The organism is Rhodococcus sp. BH4, from assembly GCF_002079265.1.
In the GTDB taxonomy this organism is placed as follows: Bacteria; Actinomycetota; Actinomycetes; order Mycobacteriales; family Mycobacteriaceae; genus Rhodococcus_F; species Rhodococcus_F qingshengii.
Genome location: NZ_CP014941.1, coordinates 2,959,883 through 2,972,773 on the forward strand (window position 1 = coordinate 2,959,883; position 12,891 = coordinate 2,972,773).

The 12,891-nt window shown below is 56.9% G+C and carries 8 protein-coding genes; all 8 read right to left on the reverse strand.

Translation table 11 applies throughout. The features are described 5' to 3' along the window. Positions 1-4: 4 nt before the first annotated feature. Entirely contained in the window at positions 5-2,500 is a 2,496-nt protein-coding gene (gene pglZ / locus A0W34_RS13840; RefSeq protein WP_020907620.1) for a BREX-1 system phosphatase PglZ type A, read from the reverse strand. Beyond that, positions 2,493-3,686 (reverse strand): hypothetical protein, encoded by a 1,194-nt coding sequence (locus tag A0W34_RS33180; protein WP_198035698.1) that lies wholly within the window; start codon positions 3,684-3,686, stop codon positions 2,493-2,495. Before A0W34_RS33180 ends, pglZ begins: the two co-directional genes overlap by 8 nt. 121 nt (positions 3,687-3,807) lie before the next feature. Beyond that, positions 3,808-5,991: a BREX-1 system adenine-specific DNA-methyltransferase PglX gene (gene pglX / locus A0W34_RS33185; protein ID WP_198035699.1), complete on the reverse strand. Its 2,184-nt coding sequence runs from the start codon at positions 5,989-5,991 to the stop codon at positions 3,808-3,810. Continuing rightward, on the reverse strand, positions 5,991-9,497 hold the full coding sequence (brxC, locus tag A0W34_RS13850) for a BREX system P-loop protein BrxC (RefSeq protein ID WP_081557823.1): 3,507 nt from the start codon (positions 9,495-9,497) through the stop codon (positions 5,991-5,993). Before brxC ends, pglX begins: the two co-directional genes overlap by 1 nt. A 4-nt stretch (positions 9,498-9,501) precedes the next feature. Beyond that, positions 9,502-10,101, reverse strand: coding sequence for a DUF1788 domain-containing protein (locus A0W34_RS13855; RefSeq protein ID WP_020907623.1), 600 nt, complete (start codon positions 10,099-10,101; stop codon positions 9,502-9,504). After that, entirely contained in the window at positions 10,098-10,727 is a 630-nt protein-coding gene (locus A0W34_RS13860) for a DUF1819 family protein (RefSeq protein ID WP_020907624.1), read from the reverse strand. The genes A0W34_RS13855 and A0W34_RS13860 overlap by 4 nt, the downstream gene beginning before the upstream one ends. A gap of 67 nt (positions 10,728-10,794) precedes the next feature. Next, the gene (locus tag A0W34_RS13865) at positions 10,795-10,995 is read right to left on the reverse strand and encodes a helix-turn-helix domain-containing protein (RefSeq protein WP_041815943.1); all 201 of its coding nucleotides are present in this window, start codon (positions 10,993-10,995) and stop codon (positions 10,795-10,797) included. A 459-nt stretch (positions 10,996-11,454) separates the two neighbouring features. After that, entirely contained in the window at positions 11,455-12,618 is a 1,164-nt protein-coding gene (locus A0W34_RS13870; RefSeq protein ID WP_020907626.1) for a tyrosine-type recombinase/integrase, read from the reverse strand. Between the last annotated feature and the right edge of the window lie 273 nt (positions 12,619-12,891).

A 12,891-nucleotide genomic window follows, 5' to 3' on the forward strand; every position in this document is an offset into this window, starting at 1 on the left:
GTCCTTAGAAGTCGAAGTCCGAGGCGAATGAACGTTTGAGCTTATACATCGCCTTTGCATAGACGCGCCACTGGTTCGTATTGGTGATCTGCTCTTCCAACCGGAACTCCGCCGTCCGATTGTTGTAGTCGTTCGCGTCCAGGCTCAGAAACATGACAGCGCTCTGATACCGGTCGCGTTTGTCGGTCGACTCCTGATCGAACACCAGAGGCACGTGTTCCGAGATGAGGGTTTCGCCGACGTAGAGGCCAGCGCGCACGGTTCGCGTCTGGATTTTTTCGGTGACCGGATCGGACTGGAAGAGTTTGACGACTAGCTGTCCGGTGGTGATCTTGTCCGACTCCGGCAAGATTTCGACGTTGACCAGCCGCGTATCGCTCTTCCGTTTTTTCTTGATGGCGAGCACTGGCACGACGATCTCCTGAAGGCTCGCCCCACCGTGGACGAAACGGGCGCCGGAACCCTTGAGTCGCAGTCGATGGATCGACTTCGGGATCTGCACTTCGTAGTCGCTGGTGAGCCCGAGTTGGGCGGAGGTGAACGTCGTGAACGCGGGATCGGGCTTGAGACCTGTGCCCAGTACGTACCGGCGCGCTTGGATCGCGATGTCGTCGCCTTGGGGTGCCACTGACAGGTAGCCGGTGTCGTCGAGCGCGGAGTCCTGGAAGAGGAAGCCGTGGTCGGCTGTCACGAGGATATTGGTGGCGTTGGCGTTGGTCAGGCGCTTGACCAGATCGACAAGCTCGTCCAAGGTCTTCTCTACGGCCTCGAATACCTGCCGCTCGGTGCCTTGCTTGTCGCCGGTAGCGTCGATTCGATTGTGGTAGATGTACAGCACCTGGTGCTGTTGGTAGAGCTCACGAATCTCGTCGCGGGTCATACTGAGCAGGTCTTCCGCGAGAATCGACGTTCCTTGCACGCCCGCGAGGATCTTGCTGCGGTTGGCAGTTCCGGAAGTAGGCTGACCGTCCACATCGGCGAGGTCGCCTTTACCTGAATGCCCGATCGTGCTGTGCGGCAAGAGCGCAGCCATCCCAAGCTGGGTGTAGCTCGGCAGTACACCCAGAACGGCGTCTAGGGTCGCGTCGAATCGATTCTCCTGACGAATACGCGAGCCAAGCTCGTCGGCAACCTCGTAACGCATGGCGTCGGAGATGATGACGACAGCTTTACGCCGGCCGTCCCGCGTGATGGGCTTGACGTGGTCGGTAAAAAACGACGTCTGCGAACAGAGGATGGAGGAGCGCCATCGGTCGACACTATCGACCTGCTGCTGCCATGCAGAACCGAGGGTATGCAGGAATTTGTTCGCATAAAAGTTCTCGACCTGCGCCCGCAGCGTTTCTAGCGGACCGGTGTGCTCTGCAGTACGGGCTGCATAGGTGAACTGCCGGTAGAGCTGGTCAATGCGGAACCAGTCCTTCCGATACCGATCCAACCCCTCGTCGAACGACTGCATCGACACATTGAGCGCGTCGAGTGCGGCTAGCAGATCGGAAGCGCTACCGATCGCCGTGTATAGCTTGCGGTACTCGTTGATCCAGACACTGCTCTGGCGGCTACGGATAGTTTCGGCGACCTCGCGGGCTGTGATGGTGCGGTCGGCGACGGCACGTGCAAGGTCGCTGATGATCTTCTGGTCGACGTCTTCGAAGAGGTCGTTGCTCAACAGATCTCGGAAGTCGAGGTCAACGATCGTGCTCGCGTAATCCAGGTCACGAGCTGCTCGTTTAGCGAGTGTGGTCATCGCTTTTTCGCTGCGGACGTCGTAACGCAGGCTGCTGAAGATGATTTGGATTTCCCGTAGTCCGCTGGGGCGTTCTGATATGAACCCGGAGATTGCTTGCCGGAAGATCCACAGTACGAAGTCGTCGATACTCGGGTTCGGCGACGTGTAGCCGTAGAAGGATGAAGCGCCTTGCCAGTAGAAGTTGGAGAGGTTGTAGTCGGTGAGGGCACGGAACTTGGTGTCCGTGCGATCGGCGTTCTCGATCAGCAGGGTGCGGGTGATCTCCTGCAGGCTGTGGTCCCGTTGCCCGAGCACGACAGCTGACATCTTGGCCTGCAGCAACAGAACGTCGTCGTCTGTAGCGAGGAGTGCCTTGAGGCTCTGCACTCGCTTGGCTGTCTGGAAGAATTTCTCGTGCGCCTGCACCACTTCGGTGATGCCTTCGCTGGTGAGGCCGAGTTCCTGTTGCACCAGTGACGTTCGGTCTGCGGTGAAGATCCCGTAGGCGAGCTCGAGGTCGAGCAACCAGTTGCCGATCCCAGTCGGTACGACGCCTGAACGGTAGACGAGGAACTTCGTATCAGGTTCCACATGCAGCAGCTGGTTCTTCACCGCGAATTCGTTGTTCGTGACACGAATGATTTCGACCCCGTCTAGCCCGAGTGCGTCTAGATCGGCGGCGTACTCGTCTTCGGGATCGTGCCAGAACACCACCCGGTGTCTCTGGAACCGGCGCTCAAGGTGCTTCTGGATGGAGGAGGTCTCAGTCATCTTTGGCCTCGAGACCGGGAATCTTCTTTAGCGCGTTGCCGAACTTCGGATAGTTCGCCTTCACACCGTCGCTGAGGTCGATCTGTATTTGCTGGGTCGCCAGCGGATACAACACATCGTGCTCGTACTCGTCGAGTTCGAGAAGCACTTTCCGCAGACGATCGGCCTCCTTCTGCGAGGTAGCCTTCTCCCGCGCAGTGCAGGTGCCCGCGGCGAGGCGTTGGTGGTGCTGGCGGCTCGCCTCCAATTTCGCCTTAAACTCGCGCAGGTACTCGTTCAGTACGGTCGAGACCGTGGATGTCGTGTAGCGGTGCATATATATGAGGGCGCTGAACGATCCCTTCGGGCTCGAGAACAGCCAGTAGATCGGGCGTTTCTTGTACCGTTGTACGTGATCTTTGAAGAACGACTTCACGAAGTAGTCGCGCAAGTTCTTAACGCCGAGAGCCTCGGTGATGAACCGTAGGTTCTCCTCGAAGTGCTGGTTTCCGAACGCCACTCTTAGAAACTGGCGGAATAGTGCCACGATGTCGTCTTCGAACCAGTCGCTATCGATGATCGGAATCACGTTGTCCGCATCGGGCATGAACGATGGATCCGGTATTTTCGCCAGGTAATTCTGGAGGGTGTCACCATGATTCGCGAGAATCAGACCCGGCTCATCAATGCTGTAACGACCGAACATGCAGCCGATAGCATATGAAACTAGATCTCGAACGATCAAGTTCTTATTATTTGGACGAAGAGTCACTTCTTCGGGTGAGACGTATGGATTAATATCCTGGTCAAGCCCGTAGGCTTTTGCAACTTCATAGTTGATCAGCGTCTCAACTTCGGAAAGCCTTACGTGTTCTCCTTGGATGTTCTCGATTACTGAACTAACGCGATTACCGAGAGGAACCTGCGCGCTGTACGAGTGGACGAGCGGTGAGCACGTGAATTCCCAAGCGGTCTCTGCCGAATCCCAGTCTCTTCGGGAGATGTCAATTGCATTCTGGACCAAAGTCGTCAGGGTGGCAGCTCTGGAGGTAAGTGCAGATTCTGGGTAAGGTAGTCGCGCTATGTCGCCTGATTGAACATTTAGTGTCGGATTCTGGGCGCGGACGAAGAAGTCGCCTGTTTTTGATCCCAGAAAGGCAAGCGCAAGCATCGGATTACCATACGGAAACACTGCGGAACCGGCCACGTCGAAGATTGTGCCGGCGGGAGCATATCTTGCTGTGAAACGCCCAGATGTTATTTGTTGTAATTTATAGATGGACGGAAAAAGTACCCTCTATCCTTTACGACATAGTCGATATTTCCGTTTAGATATGGATATTTTTGTTTATCGAATCCTTGATTCTGGCACCAGAATCCTCCCAGTCTACAACGTACTCAAGATTTCCGTACCACTTCCTGAATTCACCGCCCTTAACCAATGGAAACCATCGCGCTCTTGATGATTGTGCTTCTCTGGACGACAGGGCTCTGTAGTTGAAACTGCATGTATCGACCTCATGCCAAAGACGCACAAATCTAGCGTTGTCGCTGGTTTGAAGTCCCGGTTGCCCGTAGGAATGGCTTCCGAAATTGTCAAATTCTCTGTATGCGCGAATTGCGTTTTTTGGCAGTGAGTATGCGATCGGTGTACCAGGGATATTTTCGTAATCCTGAGACTTTGCTCGATAGAACCAGTTTACATCTGGATTCTGTATGGCTTCCAGAGCTTTCGGTTTCTGTAATTCTGATCCAACAAAATCTGAAAGTTTTATGTAGCTTCCACTGTATCCAGGATGTGCTGAATTCTCGATTGTGAAAGTGCAGATTGGTACAGTGGCACCTTCGAATCCAGAATATTCTAGCTGAATTAGGCTTGTGATCGTGGCATGTTGAGTAAGTTTCTGCCTCAGTTTGTTGTACGATGAGATGAACATCCACACAAAAGGGGTCATGAATCCAAGTTGTCCCCGATCTAGACATAAATTGCAGCATCGCTCGATAAACATCGAAAATAGGTCAGTCTTGGTATCTGGATATTTTTGACCTGCAAACGCGGCGAGAATATTGTTCATGTTCTTGCGGCCCATGTACGGTGGATTTGCGACGGCTACATGATATCCAGACGATAAATATTCGGCTTGAGTCAATGCCTGAGTGGCGCGTGCGTAGATATCCCCCACTAATCGTCCTTTATAGGTCTCCTCCTGTGTGTTTATGTGCCGCTTGAGCGCCCCTATTAATTTCTCTTCTGGCTGGATGAGTGACCCTAAAATGTCTGCGTATTGGAACTGGTTCCAGAACGCCTCCTCATCAGCGGGGTCGCCACCGGGGATTGCAAGTGTGCCAAGTTCGGCCGGTGAGAAGGATATCGACTTTATTACACAAATGTTCGGCTTAACTTGCTTGGTGAAGAACGTGCGCTGGTACGAGCGGGCCTTCATGGTAAGTGCGAATGCGGCCAAGGCCCCCGCGCGCGGATCGATCTCAGTACCAAAAAGGTTGTTGGCGAGGATCAACCCGGGGATGTCGGCAGGATCAGTTCCTTCTTCGTCATAGATCGCGTAGAGAAGGTCGAATGCGTAAGTGAGCATGTGGCCGGAGCCACATGCGGGGTCAATGATCTTCAAGTCTTCAGGGCTGGAGATCTTCAGGAAGTCGATCTCTTCGTCGACAGGAGCGATGTAATACTTCATTTGGTCGGCGATCCGGGACGTAGGCCGGTTGAGCAACCAGAGGCGTCCGAGGGAGTTCTCGACGACGTAGCGGACAATCCAGTCAGGTGTGAAGAGTTGTGTGGCGGCAGGGATCTCGGCGGCGCCGGCCTTCTTGTTCTTCTTGAACCCCGCGAAAACTTCGTCCTTACGCTCGGAGATATAGAACTGGTATAACCAGCCGATCACCTCGACGTCCTTGCAGACCTCTTCGGTGAGTACCGTCACTGCGCTGGCCATCACCGAGTCGTCGGCGAGCAGATTCCCGGGCATCAGCAACTCAGTGAAATCACCGTCGCGTTCGAACATGAACGGCATAGAGCGATTCCAGAACCGACAGTAGTTCGCGAGCAGCAGTGAGAAGGCCTCACCCTGTGGGTCTTCGCTGCGGCGCGTGCCGTTGAGCAGGTTCGTCACAGTCTCTACGGTGTGCTGGTTGCTGACGACCGAGCTATCGATGTTCCCTCGCTTGGCTTCAGCAAGGATTTCCGGCTGACCGCTGTCGCGGCCTCGTTCAGGTGAGACGATACCGATACCGGTATAACTGTTGGCGTCCATGAATCGCAGCGCGATGATGCGGTTGAACCAGGTATATGCCACCATGTCTGCGACAGAGGCGCGACCCAGCTCGCCGCCGCCCGCAGATTGAATGACTTTTTCCAGTGTTGTGACTACGTTTGATCGCTCCACCCGCGCGGACGATCCAGGCGCGAGCACTACTGCGATGCGGGCCGTGACCTCAGAGATGAGTGTGGTGCGTGCCCAAGTGGCGAAGGACTTCAGCGGAGCGGTTTCCATCAGAGTGCGATTCGCTTTCCATCGTTGAGCGTGGACACCAGAGCGATACGGAGTGCGTCAAGATAATTGTCGATATCTGCAGAGGTCTCGAGAACGCCGTGAACGCCGAGTGCCGTGATCGTCTTGACCGAGACGGTCTGTTTGGCAGGTGCAGGCTCGGGATCATTTTCTCCGCCTGTTGGGCGTGTAGAGGATGCGAGTTGATCGAGTAGTGCGGGATAGGTCTTCTCTTCGAAGGTGTTTCCCACCTCACGGACTAGAGCGATCTGCGTTTCCTGCTGGACACGGTCGACGATTTGATCGATCTCATACACGGCCCGCTGGCGTGCGTCTTCTGAGGAATTCTCGTAATAGCTGCTGCCGAGAACCTTGGATTTCCGGCCACCGATACTCTCGATGACCGTCGCACGGTTCGCTGCGAGGGCTTCATCGATCTGTCGGCCGAGAGCTCCCGCGGCTTGCTTGAGCTGAGTCATACGATTACCACGGAAGCCGTTGGGGTCGTCGAGCAGACGTTTAACATCGCTGTCGCTGCCATCAGGTAGGTAACTGAGATTGTTCGCGTTCGCAGTGAGCAAGGCGACTGCGGTGTCGTAGATTTCATGCTGACCACCGCTGAGGAATGACTGAATCGGGTCGATCACGGATTCTTTGGCGTCGAGTAGCTCGTCACCAAGCGCGAATTCGGTTAGGTACCACTCATCCGGCTTGTTTACTGATTGTTCGAGTAGTGCGATCGGGGCCGACAACTGCTCCACGAACGGATACTTCGACCCATCCATTCGTGCATTCAGCTCGTAGAACTTTGCGCGCAACTTGTCGCTGCCGTGCCGGGCCAGCTCCAGCGGGTCTTTCGGTGCGATTGCCTCGTCGAAGAAGTCGGTACAGAACTTGCGGAAATCCGTGACCTTGCGCTCGTCGAAAATCTTCTGCGGGGCGACTACTGCATGCGAGCGTTTGTGTGTGTTACGCAGCACTGCAGCGACTTCGGCGCGTTTGAGGGCGTTGCCGTCGACGATGATGGTGACCTTCGAGGTGCCCACAAGCCAGGCAGTGACCACCTCGATCGAGGTGGCGTCCCAGCCGTAAGGCTTGGACTGGAACGCATCCACGATCGTTTTCACGGTCACCTGCTCACCGAGTCGGTCGCGCTGCAGCACGTACGACAGCACCTCGTCTCCGGGGGCAGAGAGCGTCGACAGGAATGGATCGTCGATCAGACTCTGCTGATCGGGATTCGCGAACGCGGCGACTTGCTGCTCGCTGTAAGTGGATCCGCCGAGCAGTTTGAGCTGGGTATAGGTTCGGCTGACGAGGTTCTGAAAACCGTCGGTCACACGGGCAACGGCGTCCTGCGACGTGGAGGTCACATCAGCGGCATTGATGACGAGTTCCGCCTTACCGATGGCACGGCGGATACGCTCGACCAGCTCTTTCTCGCGTTCGACGTTGTGCGTCGCTTTCGAGCGCAGAATCTGGTCCTCGATCGCCGAGAGCGACGTCGTCTGCTTGCGTTTGGTGTATTTTTCGGTCTTGATCAGCAACCGCACATCCGGTAAGACACGTTCGTCGGGCTCGAGGATAACCCGCAACTCGTCCTTGCCCGCGCTGTGCATCCGGATCTCTTCGGGCTCGAACGGGTACTCCGGAGTGATGAAGTGCACTGTCAGCTCGCGCTGCGGACCATGCACTTGGTCGTCGAGTTTGTAACCGAATGTAAAGTCCTGCCCGTTTTTGGCGTATCGCAGTTTGTAGGTGCGAATGACATCGCCCGACAGGATCTTGGACAGGCGACCGCTGACTTCGGAAGCGTCGATGTCGACGTTCTTGATCTCTTCTTCGATGACCTGTTCTTCATTGGTCAGGTACGAGTAGACGTTGCCGTTTCGCTGGACATACGTCTGCGTCTCCAACAACGTCAGGGCCTCCTGGACCTGCTTGGACAGAACAGGAAGATCGAGTCCGAACCTGTCGTAGACCAGGACAGTGAGGTTGCGTGGGGTGGCATGGAAGCCCTCGACGTACTTGACCAGGAACATCGCCTTGAGAAGGCGCACGGCAAGTTTCGTAATATCCGATTCAGGATCGGGGAGATCCCTCTGTGAACGGTCAATGGCGCGCTGCGCCGAAGATTTCAACGAGGCGCGGATGCCCGCGAACATATGGTCAAACGTCGCGAGGCGCCCCACCTCGACATTGCCGATATCCTTGGCGACCTGCTGGACGACCCCGAGCATAGAGCGCTCGCCAACCGAGCTGTTGCGGCCCTCGAACACGTTGTGGTCCGAGATACCTTCGATCGCCGCTTGGAAGAGCGGGAACTGGTAACTGACGAACGGGTATGTACCGACGAAGTGCATCTCGTCGGTGTAGTTACGGTAAGTTTTCGCACCGTCGACGAAGTCGAACAGAGTCTTGAAGTTGGCCGACTCGGCAGCGTAGATCGCCTGCAGGGCGGACTCGCCCACCTCATTCTTCTCCAACAGCCGCTTACGGATGACTTCCTCGACGTCTGCACTGGTGAGCTTGACGCGAGTGGCGAAGCGGGCCTGAATCTTGGAGAAGTCATTGCCCTGCTGTTTGGTGCGGTCACCGACGATTTTGTCCATGTCCTCCTGCGAGGTGACGAACACCCACGCCCGGCCCTGACACTTGGTATTCAACGACTCCGCGATCGTCTGAAGGTTCAGCATCAAGTGCGTATTCGAGCCTATGAACTGGCCGACTTCGTCGACGTAGAAATTCAACCGGAAGCCCGGCTCCTGACGATCGAGCCATGTCTTGATCTCGTCGGCGAAATTCTCGATCGACACCGAGTACTCATTGCGGTACTTGGTAAGGATGTTCGACGGAGTTCCCTCGGACTGACCGCTGATCTCGGCGTACGCCTTGGCGACATTGATCTCCTCGAGTACACCCTCCTCACGGCCCTGCAGCCAGTCGCGTCCCGCGATCCGCGCGTACGTGGATTTGAACGACTCGTACTGACCTCGGTTGTCCAAGTCCCGTTCGAATCGGGCGACGTGACCCTGGTTTCCGTAGTAGCCGCGGCTTTCGTCGAAAACCTTGACGAACACCTTTAACAAGGCATCGCTCTGATCCTTCGAAATCACGGTTGCCTTCTGATCGATATTGAACAGCAGGCTCTTGGCCGGGATGCGCTCCGCCTTGGTTAACGAGCCGGGCAGGAACCCGCCCTCCGCCTTGGAGCGGAAGCTCGCCGCTACCTGCTCACGCGAGAAGTCCTGACCCTCCACATCACCGAGCAAATGGGCGAGCATCTTGAGCAAGTGAGACTTACCAGACCCGAAGAAACCCGAGATCCACACGCCATTGGCGTTGGTGTAGTTCGTGTACGCCTCGAGCAGAAGTTCCAGGCCCTTGGCCGCCTCGTTGGTCAGGACGTACTCGTCGACCTCGATACCCAGATGTGCAGTGTCATCTGCTTTGATGACGCCTTCGATCGGGCGTTGGACGTCCTTGGCGAAGATCTCGTTCAGCTTCATCGAGTCAAGCCTCCTGTTCCAAGATGTTCTTGGCTCGGTAGTACTGGTCATCTTTGAGTCGCCCGAACAGCACGAGCGAAGACCCCAACGTGTCGGATTGTTCGTAACGTCCAGGGAAATACATAAGCATCGGCTTGCCCGTCACGACGCTCTGCAAGTTGTTGAGCACATTATGCGAGCGGATATACGGAAAGACCTCGCCAATACCGGTGAGAAAGAAAATGTCGAAGTCGCTTTCGGCCAGTTTGGCGCGGATCGCGGGCGCGAGGTGCAGCTGCGGATCGAGCATCCCCTGAAGCAGCTCACGGAAGTCGTCCTTGTCCTGCTCCGGTTCCAGCGCGAGCAGGCGGTCCCAGACCCCGCGCTCCTTGAGGACCTCCACCGACAGGTCATAGAGGTTGATCTCAAGTACCTCGACACCCTCGTTGCGTAGCCGATTCTGGATGCGGCGCGTGGACCCGGCGACCGCAAGGGCGTTCTCTGGGCTGTAGGGATAGATGAAGAACGGAACCTCGTTGCTCAGGCCCTCCATCTGGAGGAAACGTTTCCCTCTGAGCACGGCAAACACGTGCTCCTCTTGCCTTGAAAATTCGGTGGGAGTCACCGCTCGAATCCCCTCGTCGCGTCATCATGGGTAGGGAAGAACCGCAGGTCACTCGGACAACGGTCGGACAAGGCGCTGGCCACCTGCTGCGACAGCACTACCGGGAGTAGCTGACCGCCATCGGACAACAGGCCCGCCTCGTTCAACATCCGAAACACATTCGAGCGGAGTCTGTGCAGTGTTGAATCCTTGAGCTCAGCCAACTCGGGATGCCACAGCGACTTACCTCGCAGGAAGCTGTCGAAGTCCTCATACGTGAGCATGGATGCCAGCAGGAGGAACCGCTCGCGCACAACCTCCTCGGCAAACTCGCCGATCAGTTCGTAGCGTCGGCAGGCAGCCGCCCACAAGAGGTGTCCGCGCTCAGTAGCAGTCGCATTGACTAGCAATTCGATCTCAGCGTCGGTGAGCATGCCGAGTCGTTGGACTATTTCGCGCGCGAAACGTCGGCTCGACGCCGATGTGCGGGCTTGCAGGAGGTTGTCCCGCTCGATGATCGCGCGCACCATCGACCAATCGCGTTCGCGCACATACAAAGGCGCGACAATGACCGCTTCGCGGCCGAGGAGGGCACCGCTAGTGAATGAGAGCGCGTAACGCGTCGTCGGAGCAGACTTCTCACTCACGCGGCACCTCCCTTCCAGGTTCGAACAAGTGGATCAGACTAGGTCGCCCTACTGACATTTCTAGGTATCAGCCGATCTTTTCATCTTCACTCGACGTTGCCGCGCCACCACTTCGAACCCAGTTGTCGACCTCGCTCGCTTGGAACTTCCAGAGACGACCGAGTTTGTGGGCAGGCATAGCCTTCTCCGCGATCCATACGTAAACCGTGTCCTTCGTGATTCCAAGGTGGGCGGCGATGTCGTCGGCGGACAGCCAGGGCTCAGCCACGTTAGAACCTCCAATCAGCACTTGAGCGGCCACATCAACTGATCGATCGTAGCCGTTCCTGGCCGGTTCTCAGCCGATATGACCGGTTGAAGATGGGTTCGGCCCACTTGTGCTTGAAAACTGAAGTGTCGCCCTGGTTGTTTGCCGCTGCTAGAGAATTGGCCGTGCGGTACTCAGCGTCTTCGGAGACCGTGTTTAGGGCCTATTGCTACCGCTATTCGGCGGTAACGGAGTGCCTGTGGCCGGACCGCTTAGGTTTCGAAAATCGATCGGTCTACGACGCTCGAGCGACCACTGCATTTACGCAGGTCGATCATAGGTCGTCGATGACCCGAGTCGAAAATCTATGTCGGATTGCCTGTGCAGCATCGTGTTTTCGACGATTCATGACCGGTCATCTCGGCACGCTCCTCCTTTGCTTTTTGTCTTGAGAATCCCCTTGCGGGGTGGTGGCCGGTGTTACCGGCGTGAAGCGCGCCTGGCGAGTTCGTCGTCACGGGTGCCGGCATGCTGGTAGCGCATCGCGGCCTTGACGCTGCTGTGTCCCAGCCGCGCCATAGTTTCGGCCACCGTCGCGCCGGTCTGCGCGTAGCGAGTTCCTGCATAGTGGCGTAGCGAGTGAAACGCCAAGTCGGAGCGGCCTGCTGCTGCCCGAGCCTTTCTCCAGTGGTTATTCACTGTGCTTTGTGACACGTAACCACCGCTACGGTCTGTCCACAGCAGTGCGCCCGGTTTCACGGATTCGACGTGGGCGGCCACGATCCGGGCGTCGTGGCCGAAAATTGCGATGATTCGTCGCCCTGCGGCGCTCTTCGGAGGTCCGGCTACCTTGGCGATGCCGTTGCCTTCGACGATGCTGCGCACGACAGCGATACGCACCGCGTCCACCTCGTCGTCGTCGTCGCGCTCCACGGCCACGTCGTCGCTGGTCAGGCCGATTACCTCGCCGAATCGCAGGCCACCGGCGGCGGCGATGATCACGAATGGTTTGTACTTCGGCACGATCTTTTCGATGACGATGTCCAGCTCGACCTCGGTCGGCGGTGTTGTGGACTTCCCCGTGGTGGTAAGCGAGCCGCCCTTGATTTTGCATGGGTTTGCGCTTATCAGGCCGTCTTCTACGGCTGTTTTCAATATCGATTTCATTAAGTCGTAGGCCCTCGCGGTGGCCGTGGCCTTTCCAGTTGCGAGTAGTTCAGATCGCCACTCGCGGACTGCGTCGGGGCGTATTTCGTTGATGGGTGTTGCCGACCAATGGAATAGCGATCCGGTTGTGCCAAGCATCCGCTCGTATTCCTTGCGGGTGCGGGGGCGTAGCGGCTCGCCCTTGCTATTGGTCCTGGTGGCGACCCATTTCTCGGCGTACACACCGAACGCGACAGCTTTACGAGCCTTCTCGGCCTGAGTGGCCTGCTGTGTCACGGCAGCGTCATCTGGGTGTACCCAGGTGCCCCCGGCGATTGCGTCCTGCTGCGTGTTCAGCCAGGTCTGTGCCGCGCCTTTGGTGCTGAACGTGCTGGGTGCCGGGATGCGCTCCGCGCTCCCCGGAGTGGGGTCGGGGTGGCGGGCTCGGTGCCGGCCTGACGGCAACTTTTCAATGCGTCCGAAGACTTTTCTGGCCATGCAGCTGTTTTCCTTGATTTCGTGGGCCCTACGTGGGCCCTAGAGTGTCAGAAGTTGGCATATCTTGGCACGGTGTGGCACTCCTCGGTGCCTCTGACCATATAGTTAGCTTCTCCGAGCAGGTATATCACATCTGGTTCGATCCCAGCCGGGACCACAGAAAAACACTGAAGGCGTTCCCGATCATCGGGGACGCCTTTAGTCGTTTGAGAGCACAGCTGGTCGAGGGCACAGCTGTTCGAGGGCACGGTTATTTCGGGATGCAGACCGTCG